This window comes from Acinetobacter bereziniae LMG 1003 = CIP 70.12 (assembly GCF_000368925.1).
GTDB lineage: Bacteria > Pseudomonadota > Gammaproteobacteria > Pseudomonadales > Moraxellaceae > Acinetobacter > Acinetobacter bereziniae.
In genome coordinates, this window is record NZ_KB849754.1 from 211498 (window position 1) to 231118 (window position 19621).

Consider the following 19621-nt stretch of genomic DNA (forward strand, 5'->3'; position numbering starts at 1 on the left):
TTATGGCGCAGCGTGAAGCATGAGGAAGTCTATTTGAAGGCTTACGATACGGTTAAACAAGCGAAACAATCAATTGCTGAATATTTGGATTTTTATAACATGATACGTCCTCATTCAAGTTTGAATAAGGCAACACCGGATGAATTTTATGATCAACATTTACTAAAAGTAATGGCAGCATAATTTAAATATTTAGAGCGGATTTATCACTTATAAAACTGAATTGAGTGGTCTAATTAACGGAACCACATTATTCTGCGTGTTGAAATAGAAAGGAAAATTCATTTTCTGAATGAAGATATCGGGTATGAACTGGTAAAGATACAATCCACGATTCATATTCAATCCCATGACTTTAAAGCGCAAAGCGTGTTGCAGATGCAGCTCTTATTCCGAGGAATTTTACACTGGTATCGCCCGCCGATAGAAACACCAGATCCGGCAGTCAGGACGTAAATAACCATTCCTCCAGTTTAAATAAAAAAACCTGCAGATTCGATGCAGGTTTTTTTTAGAGATAATCAATCGCGTCTTATTTGGCTTTACGCTCTTTTTCAATCAGGTAATTTACCACCTGAATTACTTTGGCATCATTGCCCTGCACAATATATTTACCATTCACGGTCACCGCTGGTACACCGCTTAACTGATATTGAGCAGTCAAATTTTTTGCCTGAGCAATTTTTGACGAAATCGGGAATGATTTATAAGTCGTGTTAAATTTCTCTTCAGAAATACCATAACGGGTATAGAACTTGGCCAATTGTGCCTGTTCTAAAATTGGACGCTGCTTGTCATGAATATCATGGAATAACTGTAAATGTGCTTTTTGACGCACACCCAGGGCTTCTGAAACATAATAAGCACGTGCAGCCTGTTCCCAAAGCGGGTTCATTGCAGCAGGTGTACGTACAAAACGGATATCTTTGGGTAATTTTTTCAACCAGTCCTGCATATGCGGTTCCAACGTGAAACAGTGACCACAGCCATACCAGAAGAATTCACGTACCTCAATTTTGCCCGGTTTTTCGACTTTGACTGGTTTTGCGACCACCTGATAGTCCTGACCTGCCACAAAATTGGCCATAGCATTGCCTGAAAAGGCCAAAACAGATGCGGCAACAGCTCCTAAAAGGAATTTTTTCATTGGGATTATCGTCCTCTAAATCATTATGCTTAGTGTATGGGTTCACTATAAATCAATTATGCCGGTTCCGTTTTCATGCTGCGAACTTTTGTGCTATCAGAACCGCTACATTAAAGTATGCGACTGATTTTAAGTCAGTTAATATGGCCATTCGACCGCTATGTGTTTTTAGATAATCACAAAAGTTAAACTTTGAGTAATAAAAACGGTTATAATTTCTACGATTAAAACGTAGTGGTCAAACCTACAGTAAATATTAGCTTCTTACTATTCTCTTCAGTAACAGCCGCGTGGCTCTGAGAATGATCTTCTGACATACAATAGTTTCCTTATTCTATTTACGATTAGCTGAGAGACTTGAGTAAGCCTCAATATTTCTGCTAAAAATTGCTTACTATAATTGGTCAAGAAGCTTTCTTTTCATTTATCCACCGGGACAATATTGGTAATAAAACCAACATAAGAAGGGTTGATGAGATAATTCCTCCAATAACCACATTTGCTAGTGGGCACTTTACTTCTTTCTCCAATTCCAATGCCTCCCTAACTAATTAGAGAGTTTTAAGCATTATTACATGAATCTTTCCAGTACTATTGTTGCAAATATACTAAGTTGCATATTTATTCCTGCCTATGTATAGGAGCATATGTAACCCTAAAGTTTAAAATAGTCTTTTCGGATTATTTAAAAATTTGAAAATGGTAAAGAATAAATTAAAAACAATAAATATATTTATCATTCGATTTAAAAAAATTAATTAATCTTAGTTACACCATACTAAAAATAACTAATTTTTAGTTTTCCTAGTTATATGTGCTTCATTATAATTTTGAATTAATTCTCTTCACACCCTTTGCTTTTTTCATTGTTAATTATTTCTAAATTTTTCTCTAAGAAACGAAGTCCCCCATCAGCAAAACTACTGGTTGAAAAAACTATAGTAAAAATAACTAAAACAATCTTCATATATATATTATTGAATCTAATCATATCTTGGACCAAAAAATAATTTCTTCATATACTAATTCCTAGATATATACACCTAAATGACAACCAAATTACAAATTTGTAATTTTGTTAAGGTTTGTCCTAAAAAAAATAAATTAATACTATTTTAACAAAGATAAGTCGTTGCTGAAAAATTTGAATTGTAAGGGATTTAATTAGGCACTGTTGCAAATAGAGATTTGAGTCGATGATGTTCCCTTTAAAAAGTACTTAGAGACCGAAAACCCTGTTGATTAGACACACTTCACCCTGAGGCTGACCATAATAAAATGACGATGCTTGTCCTTTACGTAGTGCACGCATGACTTCAATACCTTTAATTGTGGCATAAGCCGTCTTCATAGATTTGAATCCTAATGTGGCCCTGATGATCCGCTTTAGCTTGCCATGATCACATTCAATCACGTTATTTTTATACTTAATCTGCCTGTGCTCAAGGTCTGGTGGACATTTACCTTCCCGTTTTAACCGTGATAAAGCACGTACATATGTGGGTGCTTTATCCGTGTTGATCACTTGTGGAATTTGCCACTTCTTCACATTATTTAAAATTTTTCCAAGAAAACAATATGCTGATTTGGTATTACGTCTAGAAGAAAGATAAAAATCAATGGTATCGCCACGTTGATCGACTGCACGATACAGATAAGACCATCGTCCATTCACTTTTACATAGGTTTCATCAATATGCCACGAGCTCAGATCTGTAGGATTACGCCAATACCAGCGTAAACGTTTTTCTATTTCAGGAGCATAACGTTGAACCCAACGGTAAATAGTCGTGTGATCAACATTCACACCCCGTTCGGCCAGCATTTCCTGCAGTTCACGATAGCTAATGCCATATTTACAATACCAGCGCACAGCCCAAAGAATGATTTCGCCCTGAAAATGCCGACCATGGAAAGGATTCATATGCTGCACCTTTAGCTAAAACAGTCTTCAGCTTACCATTCGTGGTTATTTGCAACAGTGCCCTTACTTCAAAGCCAAAATCTTTCGAGCACCATTAAGCACGAATAAAGAAACCAGGATGCCAATGATTAAGTCTGGGTAAGCTGATCCCGTCCACGCCACGAGTACACCGGCAAATATAACGCCCATATTTACCACAACGTCATTCGCCGAGAAAATCCAACTGGCTTTCATATGTGCGCCATCTTCTCGATGACCAGAAATAAGATATAAGCATGTCACGTTAGCTATAAGTGCGAGCAGGCCAATAACAATCATGAGCGTTGATTCTGGCTCGCTTCCAAACATGAATCGTCTAATGACATCAATAATCACGATGACAGCAAGTAATAACTGAATCCAACCTGCGAAATGGGCTGCTTTCACTTGATATTTCGCAGCTTTTCCGACGGCATATAGCGCAATACCATAAACGGCTGCATCGGCAAACATATCTAGAGAATCAGCAATCAATCCTGTAGACGCAGCAATAATTCCGCTGATGAATTCTATAAAGAACAGTAGAGCATTAATGCCTAATAACAGTTTAAGTACTTTAGCTTGTCTCACAGGATCAGGTTCATTAGGTATATCGCCTGTAGAAAGCTGTGTTTCATCAAGTTTCGCCCCAAAACCCAGTCCTTCAAGTTTGGCCGTAATTTGCTGACTCCCTTCATTATGGAAGACTTTCAGTTTTCGATTGGGAAGATCAAAAGTAAGACCTTTAACTGCTTCAATATCTGCAAGAGCCATACGGACCATTTGCTCTTCAGCAGAGCAATCCATTTTAGGAATGGTATAGGTACTTGTTTGCTTAGCCTGTTGATTGCTTATATAAGTTTCAGTCTTCACAAGCTTTGCACCAAAACCCAAAGCTTCAAGTTTGGTAGTTATATTTTCATCTTTTTGATTATGTAGAACCTTTAAAGACCGGTTAGGTAAATCAAAGATGAGTTTTTGAACACCATCAATTGAAGATAGCGCCATACGAACCATCTGTTCTTCCGCAGAACAATCCATTTTGGGAACTAAGTATTCACTCATGTAGTGCGAATCTTTTAAAACGTTTTCAGTGCTTAAATTTTCTTTGGGATCAGAACCACAACAGGATTGAGCGGTATCTTCACAACTGTTTGAAGTGTTACAGCAAGGAGATGAAGATTTTTCTTCTTCCTCTTCACCACAACAGCTAGGCGTATTATCACAATTCTTTGAATTGCTTGCTTCTGCAATTGATGGATGATTTTCTTGTTGAGATTTCTTATCTTCGCATGGTGTTTCTTTACTACATCCACAGCCACTCATAGTTATACCCATTAAAAAAATTTATAAACTTTGAATATTAGAATCCCTATAGTTACTATAGAGTCAAGATTTTTTGGAAATACCAACTCAATGCATTTAAAAATTGGTGAACTCTCTAAAAAAACCTCATGTTCAGTATTAACAATTAGGTTTTATGAAAAGGAAGGTTTAATTCCGGAACCCGAAAGAACGGAAGGAAATTACCGCCTTTACGATATAGGCTATGTTGAGCGAATTAAGTTTATTTTGAATTGCCGAACTTTAAATATGAGTTTGAATGAAATTCGTCAATTACTCACCTATAAAGATAATCCCAAGAAAAATTGTTCAGATGTGAATGAATTAATTGACTTACATGTCAGTGCTATCAGAGAAAATATAATCAAGCAACAAAAGCTTATTGAACAACTATCTGATTTAAGAGGTACTTGTGATGGCTTATGTACAATTGACCAATGTGGAGTTCTAAAAAATCTAGCTTGATTATCTAGACCTATGCTTTTTTCAAAAAATCGGCACTGTTGCAAATAACCACGAATGGTAAGCTGAAGACTGTTTTAGCTAAAGGTGCAGCATATGAATCCTTTCCATGGTCGGCATTTTCAGGGCGAAATCATTCTTTGGGCTGTGCGCTGGTATTGTAAATATGGCATTAGCTATCGTGAACTGCAGGAAATGCTGGCCGAACGGGGTGTGAATGTTGATCACACGACTATTTACCGTTGGGTTCAACGTTATACGAATCTAAAAATGGGAGCCTATAGCTCCCATTTTTATTGTTAAACGTTGAATCCTATATGTTTTCCTGTTGGAAGCTCTACATCAATACGGAGCTTCCCACCCATTGCCTCAACATACTTTTTCATGGTTGAAATCTTAAGATCATTGCCACGATTTTCTATTGCTGAAAGCGATGGCTGTTTTATTCCCAAAGTTTCAGCAAGCTCTTTTTGAGAAATTTCGAGTTCTTCACGAATAAGATGAAGCTGATTTTCTAGCAGTAATTCATCAGCCATTTTTTGAATACGGGCTTGGCTCTCTGGAGAGCGGCTAGCTAACAATTCTTGCAGAGTCTTAGCCATTAGATTTATCTCCTAGGGTAGTGAGATGAAGTTGGTATTGTTCATCTGCAATATCCAGCATGTCTTTATAAAAACGCTTTTTACCGCCTTTATCAGCAATACATAGAACAATAGCCTGTCGTAAGGGATCAAATGCGAAGAAAGCTCTTAAGGGTCTACCGCGATGTTGAACGCGCAGTTCTTTCATATTGGTAAATTTAGACTCATACACAGTATCTACTAAAGGGCGGCCTAAACTCGGCCCCTGCTGCTGTAGAACAACCAGGGCAGCTAGGACCTTCTCTTGAGTAGATTCATCTTGCTGTTCAAGCCACTGATTAAATAGATCTGTCGTAATGACTGTCCACATACCACAACCAAAATATAGATTATAGTCTATATTTTAGAGGCATTATGCTTGTTTTGCAAATGAGAAATGATAGGCAATAAAAAACCCCGGCATCCTGCCAGGGTTTTTTATTGGAACATTAGGTCTCTGTGCTCTTGCGTGTCTTATATAGCGCCATCCTGGTGCTTATTTTTAATTATATGGAACTTCCTGTTCCTGACCACTTAATCATATGAAAATTCTACTGTTCCAGATAGCCGCAAAGGGCCGAGATTGATGTGAGCCAAAGCGTACAAAATAGCCTAAATTTCATCCACAGCAATTGGGGATAGTTTTCGCCCTAGAAGAGCTGAGAACATTGGGAAAATGCCAAAATTGAGCATTTTTTAGACGATTTTATTGGCGAAAGATTACAAATCTGCTTAAAAAAACACGAGTTGTGAAAGCGTGTGTTTTCTGATCTTTTTGGTTTTGGTTTTATTGTGTCAAGTATATGATAAATAACACTATTTAAAAAGACTGTTATTCACCAATTAAAATGTCTATGCGATAAACCATTTAAAATGGGCACTGTTGCAAATAGGCTGACATGATAAGCTAAATATCTTATTTATTTCGAGATACAGCAGATGAATCCCTTCCACGGTCGGCACTTTCAAGGTGAAATCATTCTTTGGGCTGTTCGTTGGTATTGTAAATATGGCATCAGCTATCGTGAACTTCAGGAAATGCTCGCTGAACGTGGAGTGAATGTTGATCACACCACAATTTATCGCTGGGTTCAGCGTTATGCTCCAGAAATGGAAAAACGTTTACGTTGGTATTGGCGTAATCCTACAGATCGACATTTATGGCATCTGGATGAAACTTACGTAAAAGTGAATGGCAAATGGGCATATCTATACCGTGCAGTTGACCAACGTGGCCATACTCTTGATTTCTATCTTTCTGCTAGACGAAATACCCATTCAGCTTATTGTTTTCTTGGTAAGATTTTGAATCATGTCAAAAAATGGCAGATTCCACGAGTCATAAACACTGATAAGGCTCATACCTATGGCCGTGCTTTGTCGCGACTAAAACAGGAAGGAAAGTGTCCTGAAGACCTGGACCATCGACAGATTAAATACAAGAATAACGTGATTGAATGTGATCATGGCAAGCTCAAACGGATCATCAAGGCTACGTTGGGATTCAAGTCTATGAAAACGGCTTATGCCACAATTAAAGGAATTGAGGTTATGCGTGCTCTACGCAAAGGACAAGCTTCATTATTTTATAACGGTAATATTCTAGGAGAAGTTTGGCTAGTAAATAGAGTTTTCGGTCTCTAAGCTTTTTTGAAGGGAAAATCATTGACTCAGATCCCTATTTGCAACAGTGCCGTCAAAACTGCAAGTATGCAGTCTTGACCAGGCATCTAGGGGTCGTCTCAGAATTCGGAAAATAAAGCACGCTAAGGCGTAGTCACCCCGTGACTCCCCCGCGCCGATGCAGCGAGCTTCGTTCCGTCTTGCAGTGACGCAATCAGCGGGCAGGAAACGTTCCCTTTCCGCGCATGGCAGGCGCACACCAGTTCAGACAGCACGGCCTCCATGCGTGCCAAGTCGGCCATCTTCTCGCGCACATCCTTGAGCTTGTGCTCGGCCAGGCCGCTGGCTTCCTCGCAATGGGTGCCATCCTCCAGCCGCAGTAGCTCGGCGATTTCGTCCAGGCTAAAGCCCAGCCGCTGGGCCGATTTCACGAACCGCACTCGTGTTACATCCGCCTCGCCATAGCGGCGAATGCTGCCATAGGGCTTGTCTGGCTCCGGCAGCAGGCCCTTGCGCTGGTAGAACCGGATGGTCTCCACATTGACCCCGGCCGCCTTGGCAAAAACGCCAATGGTCAGATTCTCAAAATTAATTTGCATATCGCTTGACTCCGTACATAACTACGGAAGTAAGCTTAAGCTATCCAAACCAAATTTGAAAGGACAAGCGTATGTCTGAACCACAAAACGGGCGCGGCGCGCTCTTCGCCGGTGGGCTGGCCGCCATTCTTGCGTCGGCCTGCTGCCTGGGGCCGCTGGTTTTGATCGCCTTGGGGTTCAGCGGGGCATGGATCGGCAACCTGACGGTATTGGAGCCGTATCGGCCGATCTTCATCGGCGCGGCGCTGGTTGCACTGTTCTTTGCCTGGCGGCGCATCGTCCGACCGACCGCAGCCTGCAAGCCGGGCGAGGTGTGCGCGATTCCGCAAGTGCGCACCACCTACAAGCTCATTTTCTGGTTCGTCGCCGTGTTGGTCTTGGTCGCGCTTGGTTTTCCCTACGTCATGCCATTTTTCTACTAATCAGGAGTTCATCATGAAAAAGCTGTTTGCCTCCCTCGCTCTCGCCGCTTTCGTTGCCCCCGTGTTCGCCGCCACTCAGACCGTCACGCTGTCCGTGCCTGGCATGACCTGCGCCTCTTGCCCGATCACTGTCAAGCACGCGCTTTCCAAGGTTGAGGGCGTGAGCAAGACCGACGTAAGTTTCGACAAGCGCCAGGCCGTCGTCACCTTCGACGATGCCAAGACCAACGTCCAGAAGTTGACCAAGGCGACCGAGGACGCGGGCTATCCGTCCAGCCTCAAACGCTGATCCGTTAACCGAACTCGGGAGCGACACATGGGACTCATCACGCGCATCGCTGGCAAAACCGGCGCGCTCGGCAGCGTCGTTTCCGCGATGGGCTGCGCCGCCTGTTTTCCTGCCATCGCCAGCTTTGGCGCGGCCATCGGACTGGGCTTCTTGAGCCAGTACGAGGGGCTATTCATTGGCATCCTGCTGCCGATGTTCGCCGGCATCGCGTTACTCGCCAATGCTATCGCTTGGCTCAATCATCGACAGTGGCGACGCACGGCGCTCGGCACGATAGGCCCGATCTTGGTGCTGGCAGCGGTGTTTTTAATGCGGGCTTACGGCTGGCAGAGCGGTGGACTGCTCTATGTCGGCCTGGCCTTGATGGTTGGGGTGTCGGTCTGGGATTTCATCTCGCCAGCACATCGCCGCTGCGGGCCGGACAGCTGTGAATTGCCAGAACAACGTGGCTGACGGCAACAGCCGTAGCCACCACAGAAAAGGAAAAATACATGACCACCCTGAAAATCACCGGGATGACCTGCGACTCGTGCGCGGCTCACGTCAAGGAAGCCTTGGAGAAAGTGCCCGGCGTGCAATCGGCGCTGGTGTCCTATCCGAAGGGCACAGCGCAACTCGCCATTGAGGCGGGCACGTCATCGGATGCGCTGACTACCGCCGTGGCCGGACTGGGCTACGAGGCAACGCTTGCCGATGCGCCACCGACGGACAACCGCGCCGGCCTGCTCGACAAGATGCGCGGCTGGATAGGGGCCGCTGATAAGCCCAGTGGCAACGAACGCCCGTTGCAGGTCGTCGTCATTGGTAGCGGTGGCGCGGCAATGGCGGCAGCACTGAAGGCCGTCGAGCAAGGCGCGCACGTCTCGCTGATCGAGCGCGGCACCATCGGCGGCACCTGCGTCAACGTCGGCTGCGTGCCGTCCAAGATCATGATTCGCGCCGCCCACATCGCCCATTTACGTCGGGAAAGTCCGTTCGACGGCGGTATCGCGGCGACTGTGCCTGCGATTGACCGCAGCAAACTACTGGCCCAGCAGCAGGCGCGCGTCGAAGAACTGCGCCATGCCAAGTACGAAGGCATTCTGGACGGCAACCCGGCCATCACCGTTGTACATGGTGAGGCGCGTTTCAAGGATGAGCAGAGCCTGGTCGTCCGTTTAAACGATGGTGGCGAGCGCGTGGTAGCTTTCGACCGCTGCTTAGTCGCCACGGGTGCCAGCCCGGCCGTGCCGCCGATTCCGGGCCTGAAAGAGTCACCCTACTGGACTTCGACCGAGGCCCTGGTCAGCGACACCCTTCCCGAACGCCTAGCCGTGATCGGCTCGTCGGTGGTCGCGCTGGAACTGGCGCAAGCCTTCGCCCGGCTGGGCAGCCAGGTCACGATCCTAGCTCGCAACACGCTGTTCTTCCGCGACGACCCGGCCATCGGCGAGGCCGTTACAGCCGCGTTCCGTGCCGAAGGGATCAAGGTATTGGAACACACGCAAGCCAGCCAGGTCGCGCATGTGGACGGCGAATTCGTGCTGACCACCGGGTACGGTGAAATACGCGCCGACCAGCTGCTGGTCGCCACTGGCAGGGCACCGAACACGCGCAGCCTGGCATTGGAAGCGGCGGGAGTCGCTGCCAATGCGCAGGGGGCCATCGTCATCGACAAGGGCATGCGCACCAGTACGCCACACATTTATGCGGCTGGCGACTGCACCGACCAGCCTCAGTTCGTCTATGTGGCGGCAGCGGCCGGCACCCGTGCTGCGATCAACATGACTGGCGGCGATGCGGCCCTGGACCTGACCGCAATGCCGGCCGTGGTGTTCACCGACCCGCAGGTCGCCACCGTGGGCTACAGCGAGGCGGAAGCACATCACGACGGGATCGAGACCGACAGTCGCACCTTGACCTTGGACAACGTGCCGCGTGCGCTTGCCAACTTCGACACACGCGGCTTCATCAAGCTGGTCATCGAGGAAGGTAGCGGACGGCTCATCGGCGTGCAAGCGGTGGCCCCGGAAGCGGGTGAACTGATCCAGACGGCGGTGCTCGCCATTCGCAACCGTATGACCGTGCAGGAACTGGCCGACCAATTGTTCCCCTACCTGACCATGGTCGAAGGGCTGAAGCTCGCGGCGCAGACCTTCAGCAAGGACGTGAAGCAGCTTTCGTGCTGCGCCGGATGAGGAAAAGGAGGTGTTCAATGAGCGCCTACACAGTGTCCCGGCTGGCCCTTGATGCCGGGGTGAGCGTGCATATCGTGCGCGACTACCTGCTGCGCGGATTGCTACGGCCGGTCGCGTGCACCACGGGCGGCTACGGCTTGTTCGATGACACCGCGTTGCAACGGCTGCGCTTTGTACGGGCTGCCTTCGAAGCGGGTATCGGCCTGGACGCACTGGCGCGGCTGTGCCGGGCGCTGGATGCTGCGGACGGTGACGGTGCGTCTGCGCAGCTTGCCGTGTTGCGGCAACTCGTCGAGCGTCGGCGCGAGGCCCTGGCCAGCCTCGAAATGCAACTGGCCGCCATGCCAACCGAACCGGCACAGCACGCGGAGAGTCTGCCATGAACAGCCCAGAGCACTTGCCGTCTGAGACGCACAAACCGATCACCGGCTACTTGTGGGGCGCGCTGGCCGTGCTCACCTGTCCCTGCCATTTGCCGATTCTCGCCATTGTGCTAGCCGGCACGACGGCCGGCGCGTTCATCGGGGAGCACTGGGGTATTGCAGCCCTCACGCTGACCGGCTTGTTTGTCCTGTCTGTGACGCGGCTGCTGCGGGCCTTCAAGGGAAGATCATGACCGCTTCCCAGCCAGCCGAGAGTGGGCAGCTTTGAGCTTCGCTACCAATCTGGAGGAGTACCACCATGAACGCAAACGCCCCGAACACTGCCAGTTGCACCACCTGCTGCGTATGCTGCAAAGAAATTCCGCTCGATGCCGCCTTCACCCCGGAAGGCGCGGAATACGTCGAACATTTCTGCGGGCTGGATTGCTATGAACGCTTCCAGGCACGCGCCAAGGCCGCGACAGAATCTGACATTGCGCCTGTCCCTGGCGGTTCGCAGCCGTCAGATTGAAGCATACTCTAAATTTACATATTTAAATAACGAGTTTTTTCTCACTCATAAGAATTTGCAAGAATATATATACATTTATTGACATTAAGTAATTTAAATAAAATCAATATATGTATTTGCATATATGTGGAAATACATATATAAATATATCTGAGTTTCTAATAGCAGAGTCAGTCAAAATGTTCTCGACCATAAAGATTTATCACAATCCTGAGTGTGGTACATCAAGGAATACCTTAGCTTTAATTCAAAATGCAGGAATTGAACCAATCGTTATTGAATATCTAATTACCCCACCTTCGAAAGCAGAATTAATTGAACTTATTCGTAGTGCTGGTTTAAGTGTTAGAGAAGCAATTCGTAAAAATGTACCTCCATATTCTGATTTAGAAATTGTTCGGGAAGATTGGTCTGATGAACAGCTTTTAAATTTTATGCTTCAACATCCTATTTTGATTAACCGCCCATTCGTTGTTACGGATTTAGGTACACGTTTGTGTCGTCCTTCTGAAGTTGTTTTGGATATTCTCCCGTTTCCTCAGAAAGGCGCATTTAGCAAAGAAGATGGTGAAAAAATTATTGATGAAAATGGCCAAAGAATTAAATAGCACTTTCTCATCTCTTAAATGGAAAGAATGTGAAGGAGACTTATATGGATCAAGTTAATTTTTTTAAATGCTTATCAGATGAAACACGTCTCAATATAGTGACATTAATTGTTGAAAATAAAGAACTATGTGTATGTGATTTGACTGAAAAACTACAACTCAGTCAACCTAAAATTTCAAGACATTTAGCCCTTTTACGTGCTTCAGGGCTACTTCAAGATCGCAGACAAGGCCCACTCTATTGTAAACAAGACATTTTTATCTTTTATATTCAATGGCTTATTTTCCTGCTAATTGGTAATACCATGAAAAATACCATGCTCAGAAAAGGCTTAACAATATTTTGAAAAATTGCCTACTGAGCGCTGCCGCACAGCTCCATAGGCCGCTTTCCTGGCTTTGCTTCCAGATGTATGCTCTTCTGCTCCTGCAGCTAATGGATCACCGCAAACAGGTTACTCGCCTGGGGATTCCCTTTCGACCCGAGCATCCGTATGAGACTCATGCTCGATTATTATTATTATAGAAGCCCCCATGAATAAATCGCTCATCATTTTCGGCATCGTCAACATAACCTCGGACAGTTTCTCCGATGGAGGCCGGTATCTGGCGCCAGACGCAGCCATTGCGCAGGCGCGTAAGCTGATGGCCGAGGGGGCAGATGTGATCGACCTCGGTCCGGCATCCAGCAATCCCGACGCCGCGCCTGTTTCGTCCGACACAGAAATCGCGCGTATCGCGCCGGTGCTGGACGCGCTCAAGGCAGATGGCATTCCCGTCTCGCTCGACAGTTATCAACCCGCGACGCAAGCCTATGCCTTGTCGCGTGGTGTGGCCTATCTCAATGATATTCGCGGTTTTCCAGACGCTGCGTTCTATCCGCAATTGGCGAAATCATCTGCCAAACTCGTCGTTATGCATTCGGTGCAAGACGGGCAGGCAGATCGGCGCGAGGCACCCGCTGGCGACATCATGGATCACATTGCGGCGTTCTTTGACGCGCGCATCGCGGCGCTGACGGGTGCCGGTATCAAACGCAACCGCCTTGTCCTTGATCCCGGCATGGGGTTTTTTCTGGGGGCTGCTCCCGAAACCTCGCTCTCGGTGCTGGCGCGGTTCGATGAATTGCGGCTGCGCTTCGATTTGCCGGTGCTTCTGTCTGTTTCGCGCAAATCCTTTCTGCGCGCGCTCACAGGCCGTGGTCCGGGGGATGTCGGGGCCGCGACACTCGCTGCAGAGCTTGCCGCCGCCGCAGGTGGAGCTGACTTCATCCGCACACACGAGCCGCGCCCCTTGCGCGACGGGCTGGCGGTATTGGCGGCGCTGAAAGAAACCGCAAGAATTCGTTAACTGCACATTCGGGATATTTCTCTATATTCGCGGTTCAGCAGGCATGTCCCCTTTGAGGGCGACCCGACGACAGGATAATCGACCTTATGGTGCGCAAATATTTCGGCACAGACGGTATTCGTGGCAAAGCCAACGAAGGCGCGATGACGGCGGAAACCGCCTTGCGCGTCGGCATGGCGGCTGGCCGTGTCTTTCGTCGCGGTGACCACCGCCATCGTGTCGTGATCGGCAAGGATACGCGCCTGTCGGGCTATATGCTTGAACCCGCGCTCACAGCCGGTTTCACCTCGATGGGCATGGACGTATTCCTTTTTGGCCCGCTGCCGACAACGTATAGGAAGAATAAACGCCCTTTTCACCCAAGTCCAACAGCTTTGGACCGCAGTTGACTCTTTCGACACCCCTGCGATGCAACCCAATCCGGCTGACGGGGAGCCAGCAACGCTGAAAATTTACCCTCCTCTTTCCCACTAGCGGCTCCTTTTCCGACAACCAGCACGGCGGATCCCTGCCGCGGCGCTGTGAACGCAGCATTTTGATTGGTATCGTTGGCCTTCAGGCTCGTCAGTCAAACAGACCCAGGAGCAGCTCAGCCGGTGGCGCCCGGCTTTCGGGTAACGCCCTGGTCCCGCTGGTTTCGGCTTTGTGCTTCAGGTGATCAAGGATCTGCTTGATCACTATAGGGTCTTCAATGCAGGCGATGACTTTCATGGCGCCGCCGCAGCCGCTGCAGGTCTCGATGTCGATATTGAAAACACGCTTGAGCCGTTGCGCCCATGTCATCGACGCTCGCCGTTGTGCTGGTGTTGCCGGTTCATCAGCCACCCTGACCTTGTTGCCCCTGCCCCGTTTTGCCGGCGTGACCAACGCCCGGTGCCGACTGTTGGGTGCGAACACCCCGTGGAAGCGGGTTAGGTTGACTCTGGGCTTCGGTACCAGGGCGGCCAGCCTTGCAATGAAATCCAATGGTTCGAAAATGACGTGCGTGGTGCCGTCCCGGTACGGCGTCTTGAGCTGGTAGCGCACGTTGCCGCCTCGTGTTAACGACAGCCGCTTCTCGGATACCGCCGGGCGGCTGATGTACCGGCACAGCCGTTCGAGCTTCTTGCGTTCATCGGCCCTGGCCGCCACGCCGGCGTGCAGGCTGGACCCGGCTACCTTGCCAATCCCGTCACCGAACGGATCACCACTGGTCGGCAGAGTTTGCAAAGTGAACACCTTTCGCCCCGCCTGTGAACCGACAGCGATACGGTAAGTGATCGAGTGCCCCAGCAGGGGTGTCATCGGGTCGTCATCCACCGCATCCGAGGCCAGATAGCTGTTTTCGACATCCCGTTCCAGCAGGCCTTGCCGTTCCAGATAGCGACCCACCCGGTGGGCGATGGTGTGCGTCAGCTGGGTGAGCTCTGGGCTGGTCGGCGCCTTGACCCAGCGGAAACGCGCTGAGCCGTGGGATTGCTCGACATACACACCGTCGAGAAACAGCATGTGGAAGTGAACATTCAGATTGAGCGCCGATCCAAAACGCTGGATCAGGGTGACCGCGCCCGTCTTGGCCACTTGGTGGGTATGGCCCGCTTTCTTGACCAGGTGCGTGGCAATGACGCGGTAAACGATGCCCAGCACCCACCCCATGATCTCGGGCCGGCTGGCAAACAGGAAACGCAGCTGAAACGGGAAGCTCAACACCCACTGACGCATGGGTTGTTCAGGCAGTACTTCATCAACCAGCAAGGCGGCACTTTCGGCCATCCGCCGCGCCCCACAGCTCGGGCAGAAACCGCGACGCTTACAGCTGAAAGCGACCAGGTGCTCGGCGTGGCAAGACTCGCAGCGAACCCGTAGAAAGCCATGCTCCAGCCGCCCGCATTGGAGAAATTCTTCAAATTCCCGTTGCACATAGCCCGGCAATTCCTTTCCCTGCTCTGCCATAAGCGCAGCGAATGCCGGGTAATACTCGTCAACGATCTGATAGAGAAGGGTTTGCTCGGGTCGGTGGCTCTGGTAACGACCAGTATCCCGATCCCGGCTGGCCGTCCTGGCCGCCACATGAGGCATGTTCCGCGTCCTTGCAATACTGTGTTTACATACAGTCTATCGCTTAGCGGAAAGTTCTTTTACCCTCAGCCGAAATGCCTGCCGTTGCTAGACATTGCCAGCCAGTGCCCGTCACTCCCACTCGATTGTAAACAAGCACACAAAACCCTTTAGTGACAACAATTTGCAAGAACTATCAGGCTCAGTGCCATGAAAAATACCATGACCAGATCATGAGGTTGAACACGGCTTGCGCCGGCAGCGTTCACGCTCCTGGTCGGCGATCTCGCCCGGCTGCAATGCTAGCTCAGCATCGGTCATGCGCTCCAGCACGTCGCGTAGGCGGATGGTGCAAGGAATGGGCGGCAGCTCGAACTCATAGCCGCCGGCGATCATTTCGGCCGCAATCTCCTCGGTGATGAAAAACGGCTCGTCGTCTTGGTTCGGCTTCTTCATGCCCTTTCCTCCTGGCGCTCATCCTGGCCGACAGCGGCCAGGGCATCGGCTTCCGTCAATGCGTCCTCCACGAACGCGCCGTGCTGCTTCGCTTCGGCCTGGCTGACCTCGGCCCATATCCGTTTCACCTGGGCCGCACTGTACCCGGCCAGCTCGGCGGTCTTGTTGATGCTGTAGCCGGACTTGCGCAGCGCGACAACTTGGGCGCGGCGCTTCGGATCAGCACGGCGGCCCTTGTACCGCCCGGCCTGGCGGGCCAACTCAATGCCTTGGCGCTGGCGTTCGCGCCTGTCCTCGTAGTCGTCGCGGGCCATCTGCAAGGCCAGGCGAAAAAGCATGATCTGCACGGCTTCCAGCACGATCTTGGCGACGCCCTGGGCCTCGGCCGCCAGGTCGGATAGATCGACCACGCCAGGGACGGCCAGGCGTGCGCCTTTGGCCTGTATCGAGGCCACCAGGCGCTCGGCCTCGGGCAAAGGTAGGCGGCTGATGCGGTCGATCTTCTCGGCAATGACCACCTCGCCGGGCTGTAGGTCGCCGATCATGCGCAGCAGCTCAGGCCGGTCGGCGCGTGCGCCGGATGCCTTCTCACGGTAGATGCCGGCGACGTAGTAGCCGGCGGCCTTCGCGGCCGTAGTGATCGCCTCTTGGCGTTCCAAGTCCTGCGCGTCGGTGCTGACGCGCAGATAGACCCGCGCCACCATCGGCGCGGCTACTGGCTTCGTCCTGCGCATACTTGCGGGCTCCTTTGGGCATACTCAAATGCACCCATCTTAAACTGGCAGGCCAATTTATCACATATCGATCTAAATGCGCCTAGCTCATTTTTACAGCTTAAATGAGCTATTGAGCACACTCCATATTTCGACTATTATTGAAACATGGAAACGATAAATGCTGTAGCCGCCCTGGCGGCCATCGCTCAAGAATCGCGCCTCGCGGTGTTCCGGCTTCTCGTCCAGGCCGGCCCCGCCGGCATGGCCGCCGGAAAAATCAGCGAAGCGGCCGGCATCCCGCCGTCTTCGCTATCCTTCCACCTGAAAGAGCTGGCACACGCCGGCATGGTCACGTCGCGGCAAGAAGGCCGATTTGTGATCTACGAGGCGAACTTTTCGACGGCCACTAACCTGGTGGCCTTTCTCACGGAAAACTGCTGCGGCGGCCAGGTGTGCAACCTGTCTTGCACCACGGAAGCCGGGAAGGTGTTGGCATGAGACTTCGCCATCTTTCCGACCCCGATTCTTTGCCCGCTTTGGACAAATCCTTTGCCATCGAGCGCCCGGCGCTCGGGCTGGCACCCGACGCCCCGCCGGTGCGTATCCTGCTGCTGTATGGCTCGCTGCGCGCCCGCTCGTTCTCACGGCTGGCCGTCGAGGAAGCGGCCCGGCTGCTGCAATTCTTTGGCGCAGAAACACGCATCTTCGACCCGTCCGATTTGCCGTTGCCCGATCAAGTGCAAAGCGACGATCACCCGGCCGTCAAGGAGCTGCGCGCCCTGTCCGAGTGGTCAGAGGGACAAGTCTGGTGCAGCCCGGAACGCCACGGTCAGATTACCAGTGTCATGAAGGCGCAGATTGACCATCTGCCGCTTGAAATGGCCGGCATCCGGCCGACCCAAGGCCGCACCCTGGCCGTGATGCAGGTATCCGGCGGCTCGCAGAGCTTCAACGCCGTGAACACCTTGCGTCTGCTCGGCCGCTGGATGCGAATGTTCACCATTCCGAACCAGTCGAGTATCGCCAAAGCGTTCCAAGAGTTCGACGCGGCGGGCCGCATGAAGCCCTCGCCGTACTACGACCGAATAGCCGATGTGATGGAAGAACTGGTGCGCTTCACGGCGCTGGTACGGCCGCACCGTGAAGCACTGACAGACCGCTATTCCGAACGGAAAGCGGCCGGCCACGTCATCGACGAGGCCACCGATCTTTCATCCATCGCCATTGCTCCCCAGCCACTACCAGAAAGCGAAACATCATGACCGAAAGAATCTATAACGTCCTCATCCTCTGCACCGGCAATTCGGCGCGCAGCATCATGGCCGAAGCTCTCATCAACACGATGGGGCAAGGGCGCTTCCGCGCCTACAGCGCCGGCAGTCACCCAACCGGCAAGGTCAATCCCTTCGCCGTCGAAAAGGTGGAGTCGGTGAATTACCCGACCGAGAATCTGCGCAGCAAGAGCTGGGACGAGTACGCCACGCCCGACGCACCGAAGATGGACTTCATCATCACCGTCTGCGACAACGCCGCCGGCGAAATGTGTCCGGTGTGGCCTGGTCAGCCGATCTCGGCGCATTGGGGATTTGAAGACCCGGCCGCCGTCGAAGGCACTGACGCCGAGAAGCGCCGGGCCTTCGAACAAACCTTCCGGCACATGATGAACCGCGTCCGCCTGTTCGTGAATCTGCCTCTCAAAATGCTTGACCAGACGGCCATCAAGCGCGAGCTGGCGAACATCGGCAAGACCGAGCAGGAAGCATGAGCGCCGGCGCACAGGCCATCGCCGCGAAGCCGCGCCAGGCCCCGATGAGCGGCTTCGAGCGTTACCTGACGCTGTGGGTGGCCCTGTGCATCGTCGCCGGTGTTGCGCTCGGCCAGGGCCTTCCTGACGTGTTCCAGGCCATAGGCCGCATGGAAGTGGCCCAGGTCAATTTGCCGGTGGGCCTGCTGATTTGGGTAATGATCGTCCCGATGCTGGTCAAGATCGACTTCGGGGCGCTGCACCAGGTCAAAGAGCATTGGCGCGGCATCGGCGTCACGCTGTTCGTGAATTGGGCCGTCAAGCCATTCTCGATGGCCCTGCTGGGGTGGCTGTTCATCCGACAAGTGTTCGCTCCGTTCCTGCCGGCCGATCAACTGGACAGCTACATCGCGGGCTTGATCTTGCTGGCCGCCGCGCCCTGCACGGCAATGGTGTTCGTGTGGAGCCGCCTTACCAACGGCGACCCGCTTTTCACGCTCTCGCAAGTGGCTCTGAACGACGCCATCATGATCGTGGCCTTCGCGCCCATCGTCGGCCTGCTGCTGGGCATGTCCTCGATCTCGGTGCCTTGGGACACGCTGCTGATTTCGGTCGTGCTCTACATCATCGTGCCGGTGATCCTGGCGCAGCTCTTGCGGCGGCATCTGCTCAAGCAAGGACAGGCCGCCTTTGAACGGGCCATGCAGAAGATCGGGCCGTGGTCGATGGCCGCGCTGCTGCTGACGTTGGTTCTACTGTTCGCCTTCCAGGGCGAGGCCATCATCCGGCAGCCGTTAGTGATCGCCATGCTAGCCGTGCCGATCTTGATTCAAGTGTTCTTCAATTCCGGGTTAGCCTACTGGCTGAACAAGCGGGCGGGGGAAAAGCACTCTGTCGCCTGTCCTTCGGCCCTGATCGGTGCCAGCAACTTCTTCGAGCTGGCCGTGGCGGCCGCCATCAGCTTGTTCGGTCTGCACTCCGGCGCTGCATTGGCAACCGTGGTCGGCGTCCTGGTCGAAGTGCCGGTGATGCTGCTGGTCGTGCGCGTGGTGAATCGCTCGAAGAGCTGGTACGAACGAGGTTGAACATGAGTAGGAAAAAACTGAGGAAATGATTGCAGATTGCCGCGCCGGCCGCTTCCTGGCGCATTCGATCACTGACCTGGAACACCTAGTATCCATGCTTGCTGAG

General features: G+C 51.1%; 27 protein-coding genes and 2 pseudogenes. 19 read left to right on the top strand and 10 right to left on the bottom strand.

Features of this window, described 5'->3' with window-relative positions; translation table 11 throughout:
- The coding region (locus F938_RS01165) for an integrase core domain-containing protein (RefSeq protein ID WP_005028598.1) at nucleotides 1-183 on the top strand (183 nt) is incomplete at its 5' end.
- 349 nt (nucleotides 184-532) lie between these two features.
- On the opposite strand, the gene F938_RS01170 is transcribed toward F938_RS01165, so the two are convergent.
- The 4 genes and pseudogenes from F938_RS01170 to F938_RS01180 all read right to left on the bottom strand — a co-directional run bounded on the left by F938_RS01170 (nucleotide 533) and on the right by F938_RS01180 (nucleotide 4415).
- On the bottom strand, nucleotides 533-1147 hold the full coding sequence (locus F938_RS01170) for a thiol:disulfide interchange protein DsbA/DsbL (protein ID WP_004281881.1): 615 nt from the start codon (nucleotides 1145-1147) through the stop codon (nucleotides 533-535).
- A 177-nt stretch (nucleotides 1148-1324) separates the two neighbouring features.
- Nucleotides 1325-1464 (bottom strand): annotated as a pseudogene (locus F938_RS24920) (cation diffusion facilitator family transporter); the annotation flags it as partial.
- Nucleotides 1465-2366: 902 nt separating this feature from the next.
- Entirely contained in the window at nucleotides 2367-3071 is a 705-nt protein-coding gene (locus tag F938_RS01175) for an IS6-like element IS1006 family transposase (protein WP_005028599.1), read from the bottom strand.
- 63 nt (nucleotides 3072-3134) lie between these two features.
- Complete coding sequence (locus F938_RS01180; RefSeq protein ID WP_004910216.1) at nucleotides 3135-4415, bottom strand: cation efflux transmembrane domain-containing protein; 1281 nt, start codon at nucleotides 4413-4415, stop codon at nucleotides 3135-3137.
- Nucleotides 4416-4505: 90 nt separating this feature from the next.
- Between F938_RS01180 and cadR the strand changes: the two genes are divergently transcribed.
- The gene (cadR, locus tag F938_RS01185; protein ID WP_004281856.1) at nucleotides 4506-4898 is read left to right on the top strand and encodes a Cd(II)/Pb(II)-responsive transcriptional regulator; all 393 of its coding nucleotides are present in this window, start codon (nucleotides 4506-4508) and stop codon (nucleotides 4896-4898) included.
- Between the two features lie 93 nt (nucleotides 4899-4991).
- A pseudogene (locus tag F938_RS01190) lies at nucleotides 4992-5153 on the top strand (IS6 family transposase); the annotation flags it as partial.
- Between the two features lie 41 nt (nucleotides 5154-5194).
- On the opposite strand, the gene F938_RS01195 reads toward F938_RS01190, so the two are convergent.
- Together F938_RS01195 and F938_RS01200 are read right to left on the bottom strand one after the other, a co-directional pair.
- Entirely contained in the window at nucleotides 5195-5497 is a 303-nt protein-coding gene (locus F938_RS01195) for a helix-turn-helix domain-containing protein (protein WP_001140620.1), read from the bottom strand.
- Entirely contained in the window at nucleotides 5490-5846 is a 357-nt protein-coding gene (locus F938_RS01200; RefSeq protein ID WP_000269911.1) for a type II toxin-antitoxin system RelE/ParE family toxin, read from the bottom strand. Before F938_RS01200 ends, F938_RS01195 begins: the two co-directional genes overlap by 8 nt.
- Nucleotides 5847-6454: 608 nt before the next feature.
- On the opposite strand from F938_RS01200, the gene F938_RS01205 reads away from it, so the two are divergent.
- Nucleotides 6455-7159 carry an IS6-like element IS1007 family transposase gene (locus tag F938_RS01205; RefSeq protein ID WP_001067793.1) on the top strand — a complete coding sequence of 235 codons (705 nt, stop codon included), beginning with the start codon at nucleotides 6455-6457 and terminating at the stop codon, nucleotides 7157-7159.
- Nucleotides 7160-7281: 122 nt separating this feature from the next.
- On the opposite strand, the gene merR is transcribed toward F938_RS01205, so the two are convergent.
- Nucleotides 7282-7737: an Hg(II)-responsive transcriptional regulator gene (merR, locus tag F938_RS01210; RefSeq protein WP_001166628.1), complete on the bottom strand. Its 456-nt coding sequence runs from the start codon at nucleotides 7735-7737 to the stop codon at nucleotides 7282-7284.
- Between the two features lie 71 nt (nucleotides 7738-7808).
- On the opposite strand from merR, the gene merT reads away from it, so the two are divergent.
- From merT to F938_RS01260, 11 genes are all read left to right on the top strand, one after another.
- Complete coding sequence (gene merT, locus F938_RS01215; RefSeq protein WP_001294659.1) at nucleotides 7809-8159, top strand: mercuric ion transporter MerT; 351 nt, start codon at nucleotides 7809-7811, stop codon at nucleotides 8157-8159.
- A 13-nt stretch (nucleotides 8160-8172) separates the two neighbouring features.
- Entirely contained in the window at nucleotides 8173-8448 is a 276-nt protein-coding gene (gene merP, locus F938_RS23580) for a mercury resistance system periplasmic binding protein MerP (RefSeq protein ID WP_004178136.1), read from the top strand.
- A 27-nt stretch (nucleotides 8449-8475) separates the two neighbouring features.
- Complete coding sequence (gene merC, locus F938_RS01225) at nucleotides 8476-8901, top strand: organomercurial transporter MerC (RefSeq protein WP_000522996.1); 426 nt, start codon at nucleotides 8476-8478, stop codon at nucleotides 8899-8901.
- A gap of 38 nt (nucleotides 8902-8939) precedes the next feature.
- Nucleotides 8940-10625 (top strand): mercury(II) reductase, encoded by a 1686-nt coding sequence (gene merA / locus F938_RS01230; protein ID WP_004644736.1) that lies wholly within the window; start codon nucleotides 8940-8942, stop codon nucleotides 10623-10625.
- 17 nt (nucleotides 10626-10642) lie between these two features.
- A complete protein-coding gene (merD, locus tag F938_RS01235) occupies nucleotides 10643-11008 on the top strand; it encodes a mercury resistance co-regulator MerD (protein WP_001277463.1) in 366 nt (121 codons plus the stop codon).
- Complete coding sequence (gene merE / locus F938_RS01240; protein ID WP_001087807.1) at nucleotides 11005-11241, top strand: broad-spectrum mercury transporter MerE; 237 nt, start codon at nucleotides 11005-11007, stop codon at nucleotides 11239-11241. Before merD ends, merE begins: the two co-directional genes overlap by 4 nt.
- A gap of 65 nt (nucleotides 11242-11306) precedes the next feature.
- Nucleotides 11307-11519: a DUF3330 domain-containing protein gene (locus tag F938_RS23590; RefSeq protein ID WP_000993245.1), complete on the top strand. Its 213-nt coding sequence runs from the start codon at nucleotides 11307-11309 to the stop codon at nucleotides 11517-11519.
- Between the two features lie 179 nt (nucleotides 11520-11698).
- Entirely contained in the window at nucleotides 11699-12127 is a 429-nt protein-coding gene (arsC, locus tag F938_RS01245; RefSeq protein WP_004733243.1) for an arsenate reductase (glutaredoxin), read from the top strand.
- A gap of 44 nt (nucleotides 12128-12171) precedes the next feature.
- Nucleotides 12172-12474: a metalloregulator ArsR/SmtB family transcription factor gene (locus tag F938_RS01250; RefSeq protein ID WP_005028600.1), complete on the top strand. Its 303-nt coding sequence runs from the start codon at nucleotides 12172-12174 to the stop codon at nucleotides 12472-12474.
- Between the two features lie 187 nt (nucleotides 12475-12661).
- A complete protein-coding gene (gene sul2, locus F938_RS01255; RefSeq protein ID WP_001043260.1) occupies nucleotides 12662-13477 on the top strand; it encodes a sulfonamide-resistant dihydropteroate synthase Sul2 in 816 nt (271 codons plus the stop codon).
- Nucleotides 13478-13563: 86 nt separating this feature from the next.
- On the top strand, nucleotides 13564-13866 hold the full coding sequence (locus F938_RS01260) for a phosphoglucosamine mutase (protein WP_000251875.1): 303 nt from the start codon (nucleotides 13564-13566) through the stop codon (nucleotides 13864-13866).
- Between the two features lie 175 nt (nucleotides 13867-14041).
- On the opposite strand, the gene F938_RS01265 is transcribed toward F938_RS01260, so the two are convergent.
- The 3 genes from F938_RS01265 to F938_RS01275 form a co-directional block, all read right to left on the bottom strand.
- Nucleotides 14042-15535 carry an IS91-like element ISCR2 family transposase gene (locus F938_RS01265; protein WP_001120888.1) on the bottom strand — a complete coding sequence of 498 codons (1494 nt, stop codon included), beginning with the start codon at nucleotides 15533-15535 and terminating at the stop codon, nucleotides 14042-14044.
- Nucleotides 15536-15745: 210 nt separating this feature from the next.
- Entirely contained in the window at nucleotides 15746-15970 is a 225-nt protein-coding gene (locus F938_RS01270; protein ID WP_000743213.1) for a hypothetical protein, read from the bottom strand.
- Nucleotides 15967-16704 carry a recombinase family protein gene (locus tag F938_RS01275; protein ID WP_001366550.1) on the bottom strand — a complete coding sequence of 246 codons (738 nt, stop codon included), beginning with the start codon at nucleotides 16702-16704 and terminating at the stop codon, nucleotides 15967-15969. The genes F938_RS01270 and F938_RS01275 overlap by 4 nt, the downstream gene beginning before the upstream one ends.
- Nucleotides 16705-16851: 147 nt before the next feature.
- Between F938_RS01275 and F938_RS01280 the strand changes: the two genes are divergently transcribed.
- From F938_RS01280 to arsB, 4 genes are read left to right on the top strand one after another with little or no spacing between them, the layout of a single operon-like run.
- A complete protein-coding gene (locus F938_RS01280) occupies nucleotides 16852-17184 on the top strand; it encodes an ArsR/SmtB family transcription factor (RefSeq protein WP_000447876.1) in 333 nt (110 codons plus the stop codon).
- A complete protein-coding gene (arsH, locus tag F938_RS01285) occupies nucleotides 17181-17948 on the top strand; it encodes an arsenical resistance protein ArsH (RefSeq protein WP_001239389.1) in 768 nt (255 codons plus the stop codon). Before F938_RS01280 ends, arsH begins: the two co-directional genes overlap by 4 nt.
- Entirely contained in the window at nucleotides 17945-18451 is a 507-nt protein-coding gene (locus F938_RS01290) for an arsenate reductase ArsC (RefSeq protein ID WP_000140066.1), read from the top strand. The genes arsH and F938_RS01290 overlap by 4 nt, the downstream gene beginning before the upstream one ends.
- Nucleotides 18448-19515, top strand: coding sequence for an ACR3 family arsenite efflux transporter (gene arsB, locus F938_RS01295; RefSeq protein WP_001272375.1), 1068 nt, complete (start codon nucleotides 18448-18450; stop codon nucleotides 19513-19515). Before F938_RS01290 ends, arsB begins: the two co-directional genes overlap by 4 nt.
- The last annotated feature ends 106 nt before the right edge of the window (nucleotides 19516-19621 follow it).